This is a genomic window from Paenibacillus paeoniae (assembly GCF_003388735.1).
In the GTDB taxonomy this organism is placed as follows: domain Bacteria; phylum Bacillota; class Bacilli; order Paenibacillales; family Paenibacillaceae; genus Pristimantibacillus; species Pristimantibacillus paeoniae.
In genome coordinates this window covers 805,718-826,333 of sequence record NZ_QUBQ01000001.1, presented here as the reverse complement: position 1 = coordinate 826,333, position 20,616 = coordinate 805,718, and the positions used below count along the sequence as shown (strand labels likewise).

The following is a 20,616-nucleotide window of genomic DNA, read 5'->3' as shown; positions in this document are numbered from 1 at the left end:
ATGTCATTGGTCGCTAATATCCCGTAATTCTCCTAGGAAACTAATTCCGCGTTTAGCCGCTACACTGAAATTGTCAGCAATGGTAGCTGCCACATCGGCAAATGTTCGCCTGACTCCGAGATTCGTGCCTCCAGTCAGTGAAGGGCTATATACAAGCAGCGGAACATATTCTCTAGTATGATCTGTACCTGAATGTGTCGGGTCATTGCCATGATCCGCCGTAATGATGAGCAGGTCATTCTCATCTAGACTGCTCATGATGGCAGGGAGCTTAAGATCAAACGCCTCCAATAATTGCGCGTAGCCCTCCACATCACGTCGATGCCCATACAAGGAATCGAAGTCAACCAGGTTCGTAAACAGTAATCCGGTGAAGGGTTGAGCTAACAGCTCTATCGTCCGTTCAATTCCCTCAGCATTGTTAGCAGTTGGATAAGAGGCACTAATGCCTTCACCGTCAAAGATATCGCTGATCTTGCCTACTGAAAGTACATCAAGACCAGCATTCTGCAGTGCATTCAGAACCGTCGGCTCGGGAGGTTTCACGGCGTAATCATGACGGCCGGCTGTCCGCACGAATGCTCCCGGCTCGCCCGTATATGGCCGGGCAATAATCCGTCCGAGCGCATAGGGCTCGCCCAGCGTTAATGCTCTGGCGATCTCGCAAGCATGATAGAGCTCTTCTAGCGGAATGACCCCTTCGTGGGCGGCGATTTGGAGAACACTGTCGGCTGATGTATACACGATCCATGCTCCACTCTCTATCTGCTCGGGACCCAACTCCTCTAATATCGCCATACCACTAGCCGCCTTATTTCCGATTACCGCTCTTCCTGTTTGACGTTCCAGCTCTTCCATTAATGCCGCAGGAAACCCGTCTGCGAATGTTCGGAAAGGCACACTAGTTTGGAGCCCTGCCAATTCCCAGTGGCCTGTGAGCGTATCCTTCCCTGCTGATACTTCTGCCATCTTGCCGTAGGCAGCTGTAGATGCAGCAGCCGGCTCCCAAGACCCCAGCGGAGCAATGTTGCCTAGACCCATGCTGCGCAAATTAGGGAGCTTGACACGATCCACCCGCTCGATGATATGACCTAGTGTATGCGCACCTGTATCACCGAACTGTGCGGCATCTGGCAGCTCGCCTATGCCTGCACTATCGAGAACAATTAGTGCTATCCGACGGAACCTAAATCGACCCTTATCTTTAGAATCCAACTCGGAGATATGTTCGATCATCATAAGATACATTTCCTTTCATTCGGCCCTTGACCTGCTTGCGCTCTCCCATACATAACGGGTCATGCGTAAGCAGTTCCTGCAAAACCTGTTCGGCAGCCGCAAGCTCAGATTTCAGCTCCGGATAGCCGTCAGAAGCAAGCACTAGTGAAGATGCAGATGGCGGCAATAGAACCGTCTTCGACAAGGAGCGAATAAATCCGAAGCCCGTTATTTCGCCATAGGCATATTGGTAGTCTGCCGATTGATTACGTAGTGCAAAGTGCTGGCGGAGAAAGGGAACGATAGCTGCAAATCCAGTATCATGCTCTGCAAGCTGCTCCACCGTCTTTCCACTGGCAAGCTCTGACTCCAGAAACAACGCCCTGGCAGCCGCCAGTATATGGTCAGCCTCCTTGCCATTCTCATGCAGCATTCCATCCACCATGCACTGACAATCGCCAATTAGCCATACACAATGATGGTAACGGCTGTACAGCGCCATCGAGGCAGAAGGGCGTCCTGACTCCGAATCTAGCAGAGAGTCGTATAGCCCCTGTTTCTTATAGTGCTCCTGCAGCGCAGCATGAATCTGTTCCATAATCTCTTCTATATCAGCCTGAGGTCGCAGCTCCGTTACAGCTTGCTTAATCCACTGCGCTATTGTTCGTCCTGGAGTATCGCCTTGAAAGCGGCGACCAGAGAGATCGGTGGCACCGTCTATCACACAAACGTAGTGCTCAGTGAAACACCAGGTATCCTCATTTGTTTCTTCCCGGCCTGTTTTGGAGGTTGAGCTGACTTCTATGATTTTCATCCTGCTATTGCTCCGTTTCAATTTGTTCCTGTATTTTCTGCAGTGTCTGCCAGCGCTCGCGATCAGTCCGCGCAACAGGAATACGTCCACTGCTTGCCCCCTCCTGCGCAATCATCCGGTAAATCGGCTGCTGCGTATAGTGCCGCTGAAGCTGCTCGCTTTGCATGGCGGATTGGCGAGCAGGTATATAGCCTGTGCCTAGACTGAACTGAACCACTTGCTCCATCTGGGCCAAATATTGAATAAAAGCAAGACTCTCTTCTTGATGAGGCGACGTTCGGAACAGGGATAACCCGGTTCCTCCTGCCACGTAGCTACTACCATCTGTTGATAGCTGACTGCTCTGACTGCCGATCCCTGGCAGCACCCTCACATCCATTTCGAATTTCTTGGCAATGAGCTTCTCGTAGAATGGCAGCTTCTCTGAGGAACTCAGCAGCACCCCGCCCTCGCCCTTGACGAATTGACTGACGGCAAGCTGATGGGTTAAGGGCGGAATAAGCTTGTAGGTGCGTACAGCTCGTTCCCATTCCGGGAAATCGTCCATCGTAAGCTTCTTGGTGTTCTGGCCTTCTGTAGATGCATGATGCTGCCTATACATGGTCATCAAATACCAAGGCATCTGCATATCTGCATGAACGCCCCATATTGCTGCGTTCGCCTGCCTGGTTTTCCCCATCAGCCCAGTTGCAAATTGCCATAATTGCTCCCAGCTGTCAACTCCCTCTAGATTGAAACGATTGGACTCCAGCAAGCTCTTATTGGAATATAAAACCGGGATCGCATATCCGAGCGGCCATGCCCACAGTCTATCGGCGTATTCGAACCGGCTTGCAATGCCTGGCGAAAGATCACGTTGTAAATCCGGGGGCAATAAACTACCCAGCTCCACAATATGATTCATATCGATTAACGGGAAAATGCCGTAGCGGGAGCCAATCTCGGCAATATCCGGTGGTGTTCCGGCCGAGACGGCTCCATACAGCTCTTCCAGCAGCACATCATCGTTGTAGAAATACCTTGTCTTGATTCGAACATTGGCATTCTTGCTCTCATATTGCTCCGCCAGCTCGACCAGCGTGGGCGTGCTCACCCACAGTTCAATCGTCTCCTGTGGAGGGGATTCACGAATGAGATCAAAGCGCTGCTTGTTCAAGGCATATAAGTAGACAATTAGTCCTGCAAGCAGTGCCACGCTAACAACTAGCGCTAGCTTCCTCATACTGGGCTCATCCCCTCCTGCATACACGATACGTTCAGCCTATCCCATTTACTGCCTTTTATTATAACGAGAAGCCCCGATTACCAGATATCTTATTTACAATAAGAAGCGAGATAATGGTACTAAGCGACAAAATAGATGCCAGAGCAGCTGCGGTACCGAAATTCGCATTAATAACCTCACTATAAATGTTAACCGTAATCGTCGAGGTTGCACCGTAATAGAGCACAATAGTGGAACTCAATTCGTTAATGGTGGTCACCCAGCTGAGTATCGCACCTGACATTACGCCTGGAAGCATCAATATTGCGGTTGTCTTGAAGAATGTCTTCATCGGCGGAACGCCAAGGCTAATGGACGCCTCCTCTACGCTCTTATCGATCTGGTACAAGATAGCGGTACTTGAACGCAGCGTGTAGGGCAGCTTGCGCACCACATAAGCAATGACGAGAATAACCCAAGTGCCAGTCAATGCAATTGGCGGTTTATTGAAGGCAATAATGAGACTGATCCCAAGCACGGTTCCGGGCATTACATACGGAATCATAATCAACGAGTCCAGCAGCGACGTCAGCTTCGATTTTCTGCGGACAACCACATAAGAAATGAGCAATCCGGCAGCAACCATGATCACGATCGCCATACTCGAGTAGGTGAATGTGTTCAAAATCGATTTTGGCACACGGTACAGAACTTCCTTATAGCTGTCCAGACTGAATTGATTCGTGAATACTGGACCGTTGGTCTTAATGAACGAGGTCGTAATAACCGTCGCCTGTGGAATGATGGATGTCAGTACGATTGCGGCCACAAACAGTGTAGCCAAAATGCGCACAGGGCGCTTCAGCTTGACGACTGCAGGAGGTCGCATGCTGCTCATCCCAAATGTTTTCTTCGAAATCACATACCGCTGGATAAACAGCAGGGAAGTGGTGATCAGCAGCAAAATCATACTGATTGTGCTGGCCATAGCCGGATTGGTCCCCATCTCGCTAATGAACTCTTCATAAGCCAGAATAGGCAGTACTTTCACCCCTTGCCCTAACAGCATCGGTGTACCGAAATCGGCGAACGAGGCCATGAAGACCATCAATGCACCGGTAGACAACGTAGGCAGGATGAGTGGCAAAGTAACCCTGCACACCCGGCGCCAGCCATGGATGCCCAAATTCTCGGACGCCTCCTCCAGCGAGCGGTCAACAGTCTTGAGCGCACCTGACACGTACAAGTAAATATGGGGATAAAATTGCATCGTAAATGCCCATACCATCCCATGCAGACCATAAATCGACTTGAATGGAATACCGATTTCATTCAGGAAGCGTGTGATGAAACCATTGTTGCCCATCATCAAAATCCAGGAGTATGCGCCAATGAATGGCGGTGACAACAGGGTCAGAATGATCAGAATGTTGATTAGACCCTTAAATGGAATATTGAATCTGGTCATCACATAAGCAAGCGGAATACCGATCAAGCAAGCAAACAGCGTTGTGAGTGAAGATACAAGAAAGCTGTTGAATAATGCGCCATAATAGTGCTTGTATTTGAAAAACGATTGGTAATTGCTAATATCCCATTTACCTTCACTTATAAAACTGGTAATCAAGATGTTAAACAAAGGGTACACAAGCAAGATCATGACAAGCCCCAGCGAGACGAGCGTAACGACTGTCCAGAAGTCTAGACGGAATTTAAATCGCTTGCGCGGCACTGATATTGCCATTGCTCTTAATCGCCTCCTTCCCTTCCTCGTCGAAGATGACGGCGTCGGAAACATGGAAGCATACCTCTGCAAATTGTCCTACACCACGAAGCTCACTATAGCTGACGGCATGATCGTTCACTTGTACGGTCTGACCATTTTTCAAGTCAATCAGGTACTCGACCTTCTCTCCGAGAAACGTAACCTCTGTAATGGAGCCAACGACTGAAGGTACTTCAGAATCCGTATTGGCCTTCTTCAGCTTCAGCTGCTCCGGACGAATGGAGAATAAGGCCTTGCCATTGTACGCCCGATCCAGAGGAACAGACACTTGCTGCTCGGCTATGCGCATATTCGCCTTCTTCGTGGCGGGATCGTAGCCCATAATTTCGGTATCGATAAAATTAGTGGAGCCGATAAAGTTTGCTACGAAACGGTTAACAGGATTCAAGTAAATCTCATGTGGACGACCTACTTGCTGTATTCTCCCTTGGTTCAAGACAGCGATTCTATCGGAGACAGCCAGCGCCTCTTCCTGGTCATGGGTTACATAGATCGTAGTGATATTAAGGCGCTTTTGCAGGGCGCGAATTTCGGAACGCATCTTCAGACGCAGCTTTGCATCCAGGTTGGACAGCGGCTCGTCCATCAGCAGCAGGCCAGGATGAATGACAATGGCGCGAGCAAGCGCGATCCGCTGTTGTTGTCCACCGCTCATCTGGGCTGGCTGCTTGCTGCGATGTGCAGACAGCTCTACAACCTCCAGTGCTTCCGATACCCGGCGTTCAATGTCCTGCTTGCTCACCTTGCGCGCTCTTAAGCCATAAGCGACGTTTTCGAATACCGTCAAGTGCGGGAAGATCGCATAGTTTTGGAACACCATGCCAATATCGCGCTTGTGGGCAGGCTCGCTATCCATACATTTTTCCCCGAAGTAGATGCTGCCTTCCTCCTGCTGATAGAAGCCTGCCAGCGTGCGCAGCAAAGTTGTCTTGCCGCATCCGCTCGGTCCGAGCAGCGTAAAAAATTCGCCATGCCCGATATCAATATGTGCATCGTCTACGCCTTTTGCATCGCCAAAATACTTCGTTACGTGATCAATTGTGATTTGTGCCATCGATGTCACCTTTTCCCCAGCATAATGTCTTGGAATCGCTTCAAGATTTCCTCCTGCGAAGAACCCGACCAGTTGGAATCGTAATTCACAAGCTTAATATTTTCAAAAGGAATAAGGCCTTCGGTTGGACTTACATCATCACGAACCGCGCGACGTTTGAATTCAGTGGTTACCATTTGCTGTACATCCTTGCTAACAAGGAAATCAATGAACTTCTTGCCGTTTTCGGCATTTTTAGCGCCTTTAATCAGAGCCGTAATGTCTGGAACGAGCGAAGTGCCTTCCTCTGGATACACGATGCCGACAGGAGCGCCTCCAACAATATGGCGGAATGCAGCTTCTTCATACGTAATGCCAATGGGGAATTCTCCGTCCGCAATGGCTTTAGGGGCAGCACTAGAACCATTCAGCAGCTTGCCATCCAGGTTAGCGGCGAATTTCTCGACGAAATCCCAACCTCCTGAATCTTTTCCGAATGCCGTAAGCAGTGTAGCCAATTGAATGTACGATGTGCTTGCTTTTTTGGGATCTGCGTAGGCAATCTTGCCCTTCCATTTCGGATCAAGCAAGCCTTCCCAGCCCTTAGGCACTTCATCCTCTTTAACCTGATCTTTGTTGTACATAATGACTTCCGTCACAACGTTGAAAGCCGTCCAGTGATGAGTCGGGCTTGTATATACGTCTGGAATATGTTCAGCCTCTGTAGTGGTGTAAGGCTCGAAGTTTTCTTTGAAAATTTCCAGTGAATCGGCAATGCCGCCCCACAGTACATCACCAAGCGGGTTAGCGGACTCCGCTTGAATACGTTTGTATAGCTCGCCAGTTCCCCCTGTTACGAGTTCAACCGTAATACCCGTGCGATCCTGGAATTCCTTTACTAGCGGATTCAAGATTTCCGAAGGCGTCGACGTGTAGAGCACCATTTTCTTACTATCCCCAGCCTGCGATTCACCTTGTGAATTTCCACAACCAGCCATGACAGCGACCATAGCAACTACTAGCAGCAGTAACCATTTTTTTCTCATATAAACCCTCCTCATTTTTGGGCGGGCACGGCGCTCCCACAATGTTGTGCGTGCGAGTCTAGCGACTCGCCTCTAGAAGCATGCGCCCTATTTCTATTCCAAGTATAGTGAGGAGTGAAAGCCCTTACAACGAGACAAAACTGCAAAAATGTTTAAATAATTTCCTGACTGCGATATTCGCTGGGCGTGCAGCCTGTTGCCTTCTTGAACACTTGGCTGAAGTAGCGCTGATCATGATAGCCTACAGCCTGCGCAACCTCATAGGTCCGAAGTGTGGTCTCACGCATGAGCTGTCTCGCCTCCCCTATCCGCTTCTCCGTTAAGTAGTCAATAAACTTCTTGCCTGTTACCTGCTTGAACAAGCGGCTGAAATAGCTCTCGCTCATATAAGCTTCCGCCGACAGCTCACTAACTGTCAGAGGTGATGCATACATGCGGTCCACCTTTTCAACTAAAGCAATGATCCGCTCCTGATGATTCATTCGCTGAAAGAGAAGAACACCCGCACCTATCGCCTGCTGCTGGGAGCAGGCAAGTCTGGCCTGACGATAAGCAAATGGAAGCTGCTCCGCAGAACTGAAACATTCACTTACGCCGATGCAATTCCATTTATCCTGCTGCTCAGCTAGATGCGTGTTCAGCAACAGTCGAATGCACTCCTCACTCACATCCTGGTCGCTTGGGAGAAACAGTACTGCAGCGTCCTTCTGCTCCAAGCCAGACCAGGCAGCAACGACATAAGTTGCTCTAGGCGGTAAAATGGCTTGCAGTTCCTCGCAGACAGCCGCTGTAGGCTCCTTCATATAGCGGTGGCAAAGCAGCTGGACATAATTGCGATCCACATGGCGCTGCTTCGCAATATCACCCACTGCCCGCTTCATAATAGCAATCAGCTCTTCTTCGTTCGTAGGCTTGAGCAAGAAATCATAGACCCCCATCTTGAGGGCCTGCTGCGCATAGGCGAATTCTCCATATCCTGTAAGCAGCACGCACTTCATCTCCGGATAGGCCTCAATGGCTTGATGGCACAGCTGAAGACCATCCATTCCGGGCATTCGAATATCCGATAGCAAAATATCGGGCTGTGTCCCCTTAACAAGCTCCCATCCTGCAATACCGTTAGCAGCAATCCCTTCCACCTGAATGCCTAGGCTTGGCCAAACGGCAAGCGTGCTGAGCCCTTCACGAATCATGTATTCATCATCCACGATGACTAGCTTGATCATGTCAATTTCTCTCCTGTTCTAAAAATCGGCAGTTTTATGGTGATGCTGGTTCCCTTATTCTGCTCACTGTCGATGATTATTTCAGCCTGATCGCTATAATAAATATCAAGTCTTCTCACGACATTCTCCAGCCCAATACCGGTATGGCGCGGCTGAATAATAGAAAACTGTTTCTGCTGCAGCGACTGCAGCACATCAGCTTTAATGCCCACACCATCGTCTGTAATTTTAATTTGCAGCTTTCGCTCGATCACCTGAATCGCGATACGCAGCGTGCCTTCCTCCAGCTTCATTTCCAGCCCATGCGTGATCGCATTCTCTACCAGCGGCTGCAGCATCAAGGATGGAATCTGGCAATTCAGCGCCGCATCGTCCACCTCCCAGAATACCTGGAAACGATCGCGGTACCTGATTTGCTGAATGGTCAGGTAGTGTTCCAACTGCGTGATTTCCTCTCGTATGATGACCAGTTCCTTATCCTTCTTGACGGAATGCCTTAGCATCTCTGCCAGTGAAACGACAATTTTGCTGATATCGGGGACGCCCTTCATCTTCGCCATCCAATTCACCGTTTCCAGTGTATTGTAAAGAAAATGTGGGGTGATTTGGGCTTGAAGCGCTTTCAATTCGGCGTCCTTCAATCGAACCTGCTTCTCATATCCCTCCTGGATCAGCTCCCGCAAGCGCTGTGTCATCCGATTAAAGCTTCCTCCCAAAATACCGATGTCATCTTTGTATTTGGTTGGGAAGCGAACATCCAGACGACCAATTTCTACCTTCTTCATTAACTGGATCAAGCCTTCGAGCGGCTTTGTAACCGTTTTCGATAGAAAGTATGCAAGCCAAACGGATACAAAAAGTCCAATAGCCGTGATCGTAAAGGTGATATTGCGAATTAGACTGTTTTTACTTACAATCTGATCCATAGGCACGAACTTCACAATTTTGAAACCCGCCTCTTCCTCTGTGTCGTAAACGAGAATATGTCGTTTATCATGCCACTTCGTCCCAAAATACCCTTCTCTCCCGCTTAAGATCCGGTCCAGATCGGTGAATTCCATACGCGTCCCCACAGTTGCTTTGTCCGGGGAACTTGAAATAATATAGCCCTGACTATCCAGAAGAAACATCTGCTCCTCGCCTTGATCGCGGTTCGTCCGGTGAATGCCCGCTAGTGACGGCTCGAGAATTTCGATAATGAGATAACCGAGCTTCTCCTCTGTCCCAATATCCTTAAGCTGCCTGCCTGCGCTCAATACAACTTCCTGCGGATCAATCTTTCTCACGTTATAATGCGTATCCCATACCATCGTACCGCTGGCCTGGTTTGCTTTGCGGAAGATGCCCCAGTTCTCGTTATACTTGTCATACTGTGTAGGCAGAAAATCGCCAGTGAAATAGCGGTCGCCATTTAACCCGATAATGTAGATTCTAATCTCCCACGTTTTAGGTCCCAGTACAGTCTCGAACAGATGCTGCATGGCTTTATAATCCTCGTATTTTTCCAGCCGTGAGCGATCACCGGGCTTGGCCAGCGTCTCCTGAACCATCGAATTACGAAAAATGTACATGGAGAGCTGCTCCACATCCCGCGCGAAGAAGGAGAGATTCTTATTAATCTGCTTCATGTTGTCCAGAACACCGCTGCTCATTTGCTCCTGCATCATATTCGTTGACTTCTGATAGGAGAAGAAGCCCAGCAGGCTGAGCGGGATGATGACCAGCATCATGAAGATAATGGTCAGCTTCGTTCGTAAATTCAAGTTCATAAACCGATTCAATGGCCTCATCCTCTCCTCGGCCAAAATATAATAACACCTATTATAGTGGAATGGTACAGGAAACAACAAGAAAAAACACTCACGTCATTGGTGAAGCGAATGCGCTTCAATAATGGCGCCTTCTCCTTCACCTGCAATAGCCGTGCGACCTCATCAGGAGCTTCCTCTACGGCAAATTGATGCTGGAATTTGGTTAAAAGGTTCGAAAAAAGGAGCAGATCGGATCTGATATCCGCCTGCTCCTTTTATTATTTCATGCTTTTTTCTAACTTCTTGGCCACTACACATCATACTCCAGCTGCTTCTTCGCCTGCGCGATGAAGTCGAGCGGAGTTGGAATCGTCTCGCGGTCATATTGAATCGCGCCAATCTTCAAGTTTAACGAAACTTTATATTTTTCCGATTCCGTTTCATTCAGCTCGTCCACTCGCCGTTTCAGACGATCAATGACCATCTGTGCTCCCGGACGATCTGTGAATAGCAGCATGCCCCATGTCGGGTGCTCCCGATTCAGCATATATAAGGCATCATTCGTTCGAATACTAGTCTGACTTAGCTTCGACATATCCTGGATCGCCTCAGTCAGCTGATCCTCGCTAATCATCCGCTTGATCTCATCCCAATACTTCACCTGAATGACTAGCAGCGTCAGAGGAATTTCGTACCGCACGGACAGCGCCATGAAGATCGTGGCATCATTTTTGAAGGAGAGCGTATTCTTAAGGCTGGTATTGGCATCGACCGTCGCAAGCGAGGAATTGTTTTTCTGCAGCTCCTCGTTTTCGGCTTGCAGTCTCCTGTTTGACATCGTCAGCATCCAAGTAACTACCGTAAAGAACGGTGTCATAATGAGCCAAAAGTAATTTTGCGATCCAATTAATCCGCCGACAACTACTGTCTGATACAGTGTAAAGGTGCCATAACCAAAAATGAACAAAATGTTAAGAATCAAACCGGTCGTCACTGATGTAAAGTACGTAATAAGCGCAATCAGAAACGCAACGTTAAAGAAAATCACATTTTGCAAATACAGATCGGGGTCCCGCGCAGTAAAAACAACGGTGACAAAGCAGGCTGCGAACAGCAGCATAAAAGCTGCGTCCGAAGTCATGCTGCTTTGGAATCGCCTCATTCTACACGCCCCCGTTTCGATCTATATTTGCGTATCATTAGAATCAACGATACAAGGACAAACAACAGCACCAGTACCAAGATAACCATGAAGCTCAGTACATCGGAACGATCCATGATGTCGCTGATGATAGATGGTGACTCCGGAGCTGCCGCTTCCTTGAAGCGGAACGGACGCACGGCTCCATCCTTATCCGTCAATACGCCGTCTCCGTATACCTTCCACAACAGCCCTTCCGACGCTACCAGCTGCGATGCCAAATAATAAAACTCCGGATTGTAGCCTGTTACAGCAAGCATGCCGTTCCGATCGTCATAAGGGGAGTTAATTAATTGCAGCGCGCCAACCCGCTTGCCGTAATCGATATCGATACTCATTTTCTCGTTGGAATGAAATCCTTTGCTGCTCGGATCGAACTGGAAGTACAAGAATTCGTTGTTCGACTGGATAACACGGTTATTCTCATAGCTGCCGATGGCAATAATCTGCTTGCTAGACAGCTCCTTCTCTCCAGCCTCTTCGCTATAGAATTGAATATTGCCTGTATTGGTCTGGGCGAACTGGCCCAGCAAATTGAATACATTCGCAAGCGATTGGTAGAGATAAGCGTCTCGATCCTTCGGAAGTACGACCGCTACCCCGTTGTAGCTGCCGTCACGCACGAATGGATAGGGATAATTGTCCAGCAAAAGATCCGCCCGGTCTCTTGTATGCAGCTGCAGCATAGATTCTTTGTCCACGAATGCCCACGGCATCTGATCCTGCTCTTCAATACATCCCGGGTTTGTCATCTCCAGATCAAATGCAATCTTGACGGAGAAATTGCCGAAAATATTAAGATTTTTCGGTACCTGCAGCGCCATATGGTCGCGATCGGCCATCTCCATGGACAGCTTTTTGCTGCCGATTGGCGTCTCATTGATATACACGGTCACCATTGAACGGTCAAAGTCGAGATTTTTGGCATAACGGAAATTCAAGTTGATCTTGCTCGCATCAGCTATGGAGCGGTTGCCGGGCATCGATACGAAGTAGACCTGCTCCCGATGCCGAGCGCCCTTCAACTGGTCGCCTGATTCGGTCAGCTTCACATTTTTGCTTATCTCTACGGCTGGCGTCTCTACCTCAGTCGTCGCATCTACCAGCTTGGAGGAGCGGTCCAGCTGTTGCAGCAAGGATTGATTGGCCGCGAGTCTTCCGGCGCGGACAAGCAATTCTGCGTCGTCAGACGTAATCACGAGCGCCGACGTATTTCCAAGCTGAACGACTTGCAGAAGAGCCTTATTCTGCATGTCCTCCCGCTTAATCAACTTCTTGATGTCGTCTGTCAAATGATCGTACAACGCAACAACTACGATCGCGCTCTTGCTCTTCACCCCGGCCGATCCAAGCTCCAGCAGTGGGATAACATTCTGCTTGAGCGGATTAGCCTTGGCTAGTCCGGACAGAGCATACATGGCAGCTTCCAGCTCCGCTGGATCACTGTTTGTTGGCACAACAACCGCATTTTTTCCGTCATTCACCGTATCCAGACCCCTGAAATGAACGTTAAAATCACGAATCGTGCCTTCCAATGGCTTCGTGTCGTATTGCACCGCTATTCTGGAGCTGTCAAACAGCTGAAGCCAGCTGTTCTTGGTATCGGCAGCCCAGCAGATAAGCTCCGAACCAGGCTTAAGCGTTTGAATGTTGCCCTGTACGGTTAGCAAATTCGAGCCTTCCTGCAGAAATTCCAACGGCACGTTGACCTTCAATTGCTGCTTCTCCTGATCATTCACTTCCGGACGGAACGAATGAAACGGCTTGCCGTTAAGAAGCAGCGTAACACTGGACCACTCGTCCTGCATCAATGGCGTCGCCTTGTAGTCCAAATAAAGATCGACCGCCTCCACATTCCAATAGGACTCCAATTGGAAGTATTGCTGGCTAGTGGCATAGCCTCCCATCATGGAGGCATTCGCCAGATTGCTGCCGTATGTCTTCGTGGCTTTCGCGCTTGTACCGGCCGTACCGGACTGCTCGGCCGAAACCGGCGCAATCATGGCAACGAACAACTGCAAAGCTATAAGTGCTGTGAGCAATATACGTTTATTCACCTTTTTCCCTCCACATTAGAAACGTTCCGTCTTGTACCATTTGGCCTCGCGCTTGAAGATGAGGTCCTTAATATATTGGTACAGACCATAAGCCGCCACAACCATCCACATCTGACAATACGATATGTACATGAGCATAATGATCCACAGATTGGACAGCTTCATCTCCCCCTTCTCCGTCACAAGGGTGATGAACGTACCGATAATAAATAAAACGATGGCCAGCAGCCACAGGAAGGAGCTAAAGCTCGCAATCGTGGTAGTCACATAGCCTAACGCATGCAGGATAAGCAGGATATCGGACGTAATAAGCGATGTGAGAAGCAAGAAATAAATCGAAAGAAAATATAAAATATCAAAGTGGATGTTGCGGGCAGATTTATCAAATAATAGCGGGATGTTTTTGACGATTACGTATATATTGCCCTTCGCCCAGCGCGTTCGCTGCTTGAACCAGACTTTGACCGTCTGCGGCTCTTGCTCCCATGTGACGGACTTGGGCTGGAATTTGATTCTGTAGCCCATCATATAGATCCGGAAGCTAATCTCGGTGTCCTCGGCAATCGCCTTTACGTCCCAGCCGCCGATCCGTTCGATTATTTCACGACGCATAATAAAGTTTGTGCCTGGAATGGTGCAAAGCTTGAACAGCTTCCACCGGCCCGCCTGTGCCATCCACTGGAACGAAAGCGTCTCAACATTAATGAATCGCGTCAGAAGGCTGGCGTTGCGGTTGCGCGTTCTGAATTTCCCGATTACCGCTCCTAGCGACTGATCGTTCATAATTTCCGAGACGAGGTACAATAGCGCCTTCCGCTCCGGTGTATTGTCGGCATCGTAGATCGCGATCAGCTCGCCCTTGCTCTGCGCAAAACCAATGTTAAGCGCATTGGATTTGCCCTTCCCACCCGTCACCGCATCCGTATTAATAATGTTCAGGTTGCGTTCCGGATACATCGACTGAAGCCCCGCAAGCAGCTCGCGACTGTTGTCTGACGAATTGTCATTGATGACGATAATCTCATAGCGATCATGAGGATAGTCCAAGGCCAGCAACGATTCTACCGTCTTCACGATAACCATGCCCTCGTTATGCGCTGGAACCATAATGGAGACAAACGGCGCTTCACCTTTAAGCTCGGGCAACGGCTTGTCTTCAAGCTCCATATAGTATAGGTAACCTGCGATGATCAGCACAACATTGACCAGCAGGAGCGACCAAATGCAAATGACCGATATAAGCATGAGAATGTCGGCAAGTGTCATAGGCGCCTCCTTACTTCGTATTTCCGCTTATACATCCGATGGCCGATAATAAGGAAACAGCCAAAGATAAATAATGATAGCAGAATGAGTACAATTAAAATTTTGTTTTGCATCGTAAACAGTTTTTCAAAGCTTTTCTCGCCTTTGGAAATATATTCGTATTCGGAGCTGATCAGCCTGTCCGCCGCGTTAAGCACGACAGCCTCTCCGTTCAGGTACAAAATGCCGCCACGTGAAGCGATTGTATACTTCTCTGTGTTGACCTCATGGCTGATGTTTTTATAATCCCCAAATGATGTCCATTCCTCCATCAGCCGTTGTATCGTCGCTTCCATTGCCTCTTCATCAGTCGGGAAATCCAGTACGAGCGCCGTATTCATCGGCAGCGGGTTCAGAAACAGACCCTTCTGTTCCAACTGCTCCATTTGGCTCATATCCATCGTATACAGGGACGAGGAGAACGGCTGCGACGTGTCGACTCTCGCCATATGCTTGATCTCCTTGTTAGGAAACAGCACGCTGGAGTCGAACGCTCCCATCCCTTTCGTCATGTAGTGCTGATCATACGTCCAATACATCTCCGCTCCAACGCCAAGGGGAGCGATGCCGTAATCTGCCAGCACATTGATGAATTCCGCCATTTTCAAATCCAGTGTCGTCATATCCTGGCTAATTGTTGCAGATACATTAGGTGCCTGGACCACGACGCTTCCGTTGCGAGACTGTACATGCTTCAGCGCTTCCAGATATCGCTTCATGGCCGGGTAATCCGTATTGCTGAATACGGGACGTACGCTGACGATAAACGGAATGCCCGCTTCATAAAGGGAATCCGCCAGCCGAACGAGCGCCTGCAAATCCGAGAACGGGTATATTTCGGTAAGCAGCACGTACAATTGCGTCTGCTCCTCTGTCTTCAGCCAATCCTTCAGCAGGTATCCGAGTGCCAATTCGCTCAGATTGCCTCGCTCGTAGTACGGGACGTACGCTGTCGTCCCCTTCTGGATGCCGTAAGGATAAGTCTGTTGCTTCCCATCCATCGAGAATTTGCCATATCCCTTCCCATCATAAGAAGTGATAAAGCGGCCTCCACTCACCTTCATGGAGGACTCCTTAAGCTGACCGATGGATAAGGATACCGTCTCCCTTGCCCGATACTCTTCCTTTAGCCCAAGTTGAGCGCTCTTCGACTGGGGCAGATCGGCGCCAATATGCAGGTAAGCCCCTGGATAAGTGGACAAATCTTTAAGGAAGTGGGTATGGCCAATGTTCAGATCTTCCCGATTACGAACAACGATCACGTACTCGTACGATGAGATGGAGCCAGACGCATATTGATCGATGGATTGTACAGTGACACTCGCTCCGAACGCCGCCACTATCCGTTTCAAAGCCTCGATATTGCCTTCTTTCGAACTTCCCAGCGCCAAGCTGTCATATACAATCAGCACATGAGCCGGCCTCTTCTCATCTACTGCGGCAGCTCCCACTCCGGGAACTGCCAGTGACATGCACAGAATGAGCATCATTAGCCGAACAACAATGGAACTACGCAGCTCTGACTGTAAAAACGGAACGTCCAGCTCTCGCAGTTTGCGCCATTCTGGCATGCCATAACCCCCTTTCCTTTGCCATATCCGTCACACAGCCGCCTCATCCTGCACACCCCACAGCCGCTTGCCGATCAAATCGGCAATTAATAGAAACGTGACCAGATCGAACGTAGCGGTAAAGTGGAAGAGATGCTTGGACAGGTCGGCATCGCCAGCCCCGATAATCGACACAAACACGCCGGACAAGCCCATGAGTATCAGCATCAGCACAAGCCCTAGCCGCAGCTGCTGCCGGGCATTCCGCGTCTTTACAGCCTGCACGAATGTAGGCATATAGAAGCCGATAACAAGAGCCATCCAGATGACGACAAAACCAAAGGTCTTGGGTGCCAGCGCATCCTTCGTCAGACTGTAGCCCGAGAAGAAAGTCGTGTGCTTGCCGAATTCACGCCCCTCCGACTTCTCGAAGTTGCCCATCGCAGGCGGGCGTATCGTAAACCCGTTGCGAGCGGCCAGATTTAACATTTTGACCGCCTGGTCAGGGTGGGTGATATAATGCGTCAAGATGGAGCCGAAGCCGTATTTGCTGTAAAAGTTGTCTTCCAGCAGCTGTGAATCGACATCTACCGTCGTGTAGGGGAGATAATGGATCGTACCGTTCAGCACGGCATATTGTCGATCGATACCAAAGCCCCTCAGCGTTGCTTCCGGATCTTCGGAATATTGCAGCACGCCTCTCGTCATGGCATGATATTTGTTGATATTGACGAACTCTTTCGGAATAAGTACATACGTACCTACTCCGACAACGAACAGGCTTATCAGCGCTGTCCATGTAATAAGACGGTATTTCTTCTCCTTGCGGATAAAGACCAGCACAACCCCAAGTACAGCCACGATCAAGCCAACAGGCGCATTCTGCTGTTTACTAGTAGTTAGAATGAGTGCGCTGATGACGAAGATGGCCAGCAGCACATAATCGTTGTATCGTTTGCGCCAGAGCAGCAGCCCCGATGCCAATACGAACATCGTCATGATCCATACAATGCTCTCGCCAAAAAAAGAGCTGAAATACGCGGTGTAGCCTGTATCGGCGAATAAAAAGATCGCGAGTGCCGCAATCAGATATCCCCGCTTGGCTGACAGCTTCCAGGTCAAAGCTTCAACCAGCAAATAAACGGCTGCCACATACAGGAGCAAATACATCGCTGCCTGAAACCGGATATCAAACCAAGTGCTGCTATAGAACCATTCATTGACAATAATCGCTATTCGAATAAAAAGGGATTGCGAAGAAAATAGAGATGCGTTATTCTCGTTAAAATATTGAAATATGCCGTATTCCTTTACAAAGTAACCCAAATACTGCTGATCGTAATCTGGCGCGCTGAAGTATAGGCCATTGCTGTATATAATTCGGAAGTAATCCCCATTGTCCGCCATGCCGATATACGGCGGAACGAACAACGCAAGTATCGTAATGATAAGCACTCCCAATGCTGCCACAACAGATGGCGTTCCGAACCGCAACAGATTGCTTCTGACCGAACGGACGAACATCGCTACACAGCCTTCTTTCTATGCATAAGTGTAAGCCAGCAACGCCATTAGATTATCAAAGGAATAAGCTTGTCCGGTTGCGGTATCGCCGAAAGCACCGTAGAGCTGGTCGCTTGCGTCCTGCACCTTGAACTCATTCATTCTATCTATGCTGGCGTCATACAATGAGCGGTCGCCTACCTCGGCCCCGATGATGGCCGTTATGGCGTAAATCGCCGTTGAGCGCACCTCATTTGTCGGCTTGCCTTCCCTTGTATACTGACCGTATAACTTTCCTTCTGCTACTCGTTCTTTGATAAATTCAATGCTGGCCCCGTTATGCTGTCCTGTCTCCGCCAGATGCAGAATCGTAAGCAATGACTCCACCGTATTGATGTTCTCCGAGGTGTACCTGCCTTTGCTATACTCATATCGGGTCTCGTAAAACGGAAACGTATCCGACAAATAGCCATTATGGATCAGATCCGTCATCCCGGACATCAGACGCTGCTTCTGCTCTTGCGGAACTGCTAATAGCTGCAGCGTTCTCAGATCGAGATAACATAACGTAACAAAATCATTGTTCACACGGTAAGCATCATCATAGAAGTCATACAATCGATCATTTTGCACATTATAAGAGTAGAACCTGTCTCCGTACGATTTTGCTTCCTTCTGGTATTCGTCCGTACCGAATGATGTATTAGCCTCGTACAACGCCCGAATGAGACGAAGATCGTCTACAGCTGCATTTAATGGATATAACCTTTGTTGTACGGGACTGTAACGATAGCTGAAACTAGAATCCAGATCGAACGTTTCTTTGGCCTGCTCCCAAGTCCGATCAAATGCCGCCTTCTGCCCTGTTCGGGCATAATAACGCATCAATAGCCCGGCCGATTCGCTCAGCACCTCATGACCGGTAGCAGTAAGCTCCGACTGATTCGTTTCCTTCAAATTCGTATACACGCCATATTCGCTTGACAACTGCTTGACGATAAAATGATGCAACGCTTGCTCCTCCGACTTCCACTGGCCTGAGTGCTGAATTCCAGGATTCTCGGCTTGAGGGATAGTCTCGCCGCCTTCTATTCGGCATGATGCCAACAGCAGTGGAAAAGTAACGAACATCATAAACCAAACCATCCGTTTCTTCACTAAAAGCCATTCTCCTTACTTCTTACTCGCGCTTTTCGTTTCACTTCATCATTAGGCTTGTTGAATAAACTCTATCAAATTGTGATAGCAAATCTATTAATACCGCATAGTTAAATAGAACTAGTTCTCATCATACTATAGCTCCGAAAAAATGTCGAATAATTGGCAATTATTATACAGGATATCCAATTTTGTCGATAGGCATATGATAAAAAGAACCTCCACATTTAATCCCGATTGCTTTATGATACGATTATACCACTCTCAATCTGAATTTTTTCTAAATGTCTCTATATCATGTCTCTATATAAAGTAGGTGTTCATCATGTGGAAGCCCGATCGCGAAAGCGCAGTTCCTCTCTATCGTCAAATTGCCGATCGTCTTCAAGAAATGATCGTTCATGGCGAATATCCGCCCGGAAGCCCGCTCCCGTCGGAGCGCAAGCTGGCGGAGCAGTTCGGCGTCAACCGCAGCACTGTTGTACTCGCTTATGCCGAGCTAAGATCCTTGGGACTGGTAGAGAGCCGTCCTGGAAGCAAGACCCAAGTCAGCTCCAACTGTAATCATGCAGCAAGCCGTACACCGGAATGGCATCGCTACGCTGAAAATGGAGGATTCCTTCCGAACGTGCCTTTCTTGCGCAGAATACGCGATGCTCTAGCACAAGACACTGCTATTATTGATTTTGCCAGCGGCAAGCTCTCCACCGATCTGTCGCCTATTCGGGAAATTAATGAAATTATGCATAGCTGCACGTATCATCCCGACAACGGATCTGACGTCAGCCAAGGCTTCCCCCTACTCCGAGAGGCTCTGGCTTCCTTTCTGGAGCGCAACAGGGGAATTCGCACATCTCCATCATCCATTCTCATTACAAGCGGTTCACAACAATCCCTGTACCTGATCTCGCAATGTCTATTGTCACCAGGAGATGCCATAGCGGTGGAGACGCCATCGTTCACCCGTTCGCTATCCATGTTCCAGTCAGCTGGATTACGCATCTATCCGCTCCCATTGGACGAGCATGGCGTCCGTCCCGAGAGTATCCGCGAGTTGTACAGCCGGCACCGGATCAAGATGCTGTTCGTCAACCCCAACTTTCAGAATCCGACAGGAACGCTGCTGCAAGCCGATCGGAAGAAGCTGCTTCTGGATACGGCAAGCGAGCTGGGGCTTCCCATCGTAGAAGATGATCCCATCAGCTTGACCGCTTACAATATGGATTACCCGCTTCCCATCAAAGCTGAGGATGCTTCGTCAAACACCTTGTATATCGGCTCCTTCTCCAAAATCGCCGCAGCGGGCTTGCGCATTGGCTGGATTGTAGCTCCCAAATCCGTCATCTCGCGACTAGCCGATGCAAGAAAACAGATGGATATCGGATTCAGCGTCATTCCGCAGCAAATTGCCGCCGCCTTTATTGAATCGCCCTTATTTATGCCGCATTTGGATCGGCTTCGACTGCAGCTGCAGCTAAAGCTGAATGCTACGGTTGCGGCGCTGCATGAACATTTAAACGGACTCGTGCAGTTTTCAGTTCCTCAAGGAGGGCTGCACCTCTGGTGCAAAATTGTCCCGACGGTCCAAGACGGGAAGTTTCTGGACGAAGCATTGAGACGAGGTGTCGCGTTTGTTCCAGGCAGCGTATATGGGGCAGAACCGGGTTATATGCGGCTAACCTATGCAAGGCCGCAGGTCGAGGAAATTGAAGAAGGCATCAAAAGACTGGCTGCAGCTCTTCTGGCTGCTTCGGAATAAACACT

General features: G+C 49.1%; 15 protein-coding genes. 1 reads left to right on the top strand and 14 read right to left on the bottom strand.

The genetic code is table 11. The features are described from left to right. Nucleotides 1-3: 3 nt before the first annotated feature. The 14 genes from DX130_RS03705 to DX130_RS03640 all read right to left on the bottom strand — a co-directional run bounded on the left by DX130_RS03705 (nucleotide 4) and on the right by DX130_RS03640 (nucleotide 18,852). Nucleotides 4-1,239, bottom strand: a complete 1,236-nt coding sequence (locus DX130_RS03705) for a phosphopentomutase (protein ID WP_240644307.1) — start codon at nucleotides 1,237-1,239, stop codon at nucleotides 4-6. After that, nucleotides 1,205-2,032 (bottom strand): hypothetical protein, encoded by an 828-nt coding sequence (locus tag DX130_RS03700; RefSeq protein ID WP_116042933.1) that lies wholly within the window; start codon nucleotides 2,030-2,032, stop codon nucleotides 1,205-1,207. The genes DX130_RS03705 and DX130_RS03700 overlap by 35 nt, the downstream gene beginning before the upstream one ends. Before the next feature lie 4 nt (nucleotides 2,033-2,036). Continuing rightward, on the bottom strand, nucleotides 2,037-3,254 hold the full coding sequence (locus DX130_RS03695) for an ABC transporter substrate-binding protein (RefSeq protein WP_116042931.1): 1,218 nt from the start codon (nucleotides 3,252-3,254) through the stop codon (nucleotides 2,037-2,039). A 61-nt stretch (nucleotides 3,255-3,315) separates the two neighbouring features. Next, nucleotides 3,316-4,980 carry an ABC transporter permease gene (locus DX130_RS03690; protein WP_116042930.1) on the bottom strand — a complete coding sequence of 555 codons (1,665 nt, stop codon included), beginning with the start codon at nucleotides 4,978-4,980 and terminating at the stop codon, nucleotides 3,316-3,318. Then, a complete protein-coding gene (locus DX130_RS03685) occupies nucleotides 4,949-6,076 on the bottom strand; it encodes an ABC transporter ATP-binding protein (RefSeq protein ID WP_116042928.1) in 1,128 nt (375 codons plus the stop codon). Before DX130_RS03685 ends, DX130_RS03690 begins: the two co-directional genes overlap by 32 nt. A gap of 5 nt (nucleotides 6,077-6,081) precedes the next feature. Further along, nucleotides 6,082-7,101, bottom strand: coding sequence for an ABC transporter substrate-binding protein (locus DX130_RS03680; protein WP_116042927.1), 1,020 nt, complete (start codon nucleotides 7,099-7,101; stop codon nucleotides 6,082-6,084). 152 nt (nucleotides 7,102-7,253) lie between these two features. Continuing rightward, nucleotides 7,254-8,327, bottom strand: a complete 1,074-nt coding sequence (locus tag DX130_RS03675; RefSeq protein ID WP_116042925.1) for a helix-turn-helix domain-containing protein — start codon at nucleotides 8,325-8,327, stop codon at nucleotides 7,254-7,256. Further along, entirely contained in the window at nucleotides 8,324-10,108 is a 1,785-nt protein-coding gene (locus DX130_RS03670) for a cache domain-containing sensor histidine kinase (protein WP_165861143.1), read from the bottom strand. Before DX130_RS03670 ends, DX130_RS03675 begins: the two co-directional genes overlap by 4 nt. Before the next feature lie 280 nt (nucleotides 10,109-10,388). Next, entirely contained in the window at nucleotides 10,389-11,240 is an 852-nt protein-coding gene (locus tag DX130_RS03665; protein WP_116042922.1) for a diguanylate cyclase domain-containing protein, read from the bottom strand. Next, entirely contained in the window at nucleotides 11,237-13,336 is a 2,100-nt protein-coding gene (locus DX130_RS03660; protein ID WP_240644306.1) for a cellulose biosynthesis cyclic di-GMP-binding regulatory protein BcsB, read from the bottom strand. The genes DX130_RS03665 and DX130_RS03660 overlap by 4 nt, the downstream gene beginning before the upstream one ends. A 15-nt stretch (nucleotides 13,337-13,351) precedes the next feature. Beyond that, nucleotides 13,352-14,602, bottom strand: a complete 1,251-nt coding sequence (locus tag DX130_RS03655; RefSeq protein WP_116042920.1) for a glycosyltransferase family 2 protein — start codon at nucleotides 14,600-14,602, stop codon at nucleotides 13,352-13,354. Continuing rightward, nucleotides 14,599-16,212, bottom strand: coding sequence for a hypothetical protein (locus tag DX130_RS03650; protein ID WP_116042919.1), 1,614 nt, complete (start codon nucleotides 16,210-16,212; stop codon nucleotides 14,599-14,601). The genes DX130_RS03655 and DX130_RS03650 overlap by 4 nt, the downstream gene beginning before the upstream one ends. A gap of 30 nt (nucleotides 16,213-16,242) precedes the next feature. Further along, a complete protein-coding gene (gene wsfD, locus DX130_RS03645; RefSeq protein WP_206098756.1) occupies nucleotides 16,243-17,715 on the bottom strand; it encodes a glycan biosynthesis hexose transferase WsfD in 1,473 nt (490 codons plus the stop codon). Between the two features lie 18 nt (nucleotides 17,716-17,733). Then, nucleotides 17,734-18,852: a hypothetical protein gene (locus DX130_RS03640; protein ID WP_116042917.1), complete on the bottom strand. Its 1,119-nt coding sequence runs from the start codon at nucleotides 18,850-18,852 to the stop codon at nucleotides 17,734-17,736. A 325-nt stretch (nucleotides 18,853-19,177) separates the two neighbouring features. Between DX130_RS03640 and pdxR the strand changes: the two genes are divergently transcribed. Beyond that, entirely contained in the window at nucleotides 19,178-20,611 is a 1,434-nt protein-coding gene (gene pdxR / locus DX130_RS03635; RefSeq protein WP_116042915.1) for a MocR-like pyridoxine biosynthesis transcription factor PdxR, read from the top strand. The last annotated feature ends 5 nt before the right edge of the window (nucleotides 20,612-20,616 follow it).

Excerpts from the sequence above, each read along its gene's own strand:
- DX130_RS03705 (WP_240644307.1), bottom strand. The coding sequence starts at position 1,239 with ATGATGATCGAACATATCTCCGAGTTGGATTCTAAAGATAAGGGTCGA.
- pdxR (WP_116042915.1), top strand. The coding sequence starts at position 19,178 with ATGTGGAAGCCCGATCGCGAAAGCGCAGTTCCTCTCTATCGTCAAATT.
- DX130_RS03680 (WP_116042927.1), bottom strand. The coding sequence starts at position 7,101 with ATGAGAAAAAAATGGTTACTGCTGCTAGTAGTTGCTATGGTCGCTGTC.
- DX130_RS03685 (WP_116042928.1), bottom strand. The coding sequence starts at position 6,076 with ATGGCACAAATCACAATTGATCACGTAACGAAGTATTTTGGCGATGCA.
- DX130_RS03650 (WP_116042919.1), bottom strand. The coding sequence starts at position 16,212 with ATGCCAGAATGGCGCAAACTGCGAGAGCTGGACGTTCCGTTTTTACAG.
- DX130_RS03695 (WP_116042931.1), bottom strand. The coding sequence starts at position 3,254 with ATGAGGAAGCTAGCGCTAGTTGTTAGCGTGGCACTGCTTGCAGGACTA.
- DX130_RS03700 (WP_116042933.1), bottom strand. The coding sequence starts at position 2,032 with ATGAAAATCATAGAAGTCAGCTCAACCTCCAAAACAGGCCGGGAAGAA.
- DX130_RS03690 (WP_116042930.1), bottom strand. The coding sequence starts at position 4,980 with ATGGCAATATCAGTGCCGCGCAAGCGATTTAAATTCCGTCTAGACTTC.
- DX130_RS03665 (WP_116042922.1), bottom strand. The coding sequence starts at position 11,240 with ATGAGGCGATTCCAAAGCAGCATGACTTCGGACGCAGCTTTTATGCTG.
- DX130_RS03655 (WP_116042920.1), bottom strand. The coding sequence starts at position 14,602 with ATGACACTTGCCGACATTCTCATGCTTATATCGGTCATTTGCATTTGG.
- DX130_RS03675 (WP_116042925.1), bottom strand. The coding sequence starts at position 8,327 with ATGATCAAGCTAGTCATCGTGGATGATGAATACATGATTCGTGAAGGG.
- wsfD (WP_206098756.1), bottom strand. The coding sequence starts at position 17,715 with ATGTTCGTCCGTTCGGTCAGAAGCAATCTGTTGCGGTTCGGAACGCCA.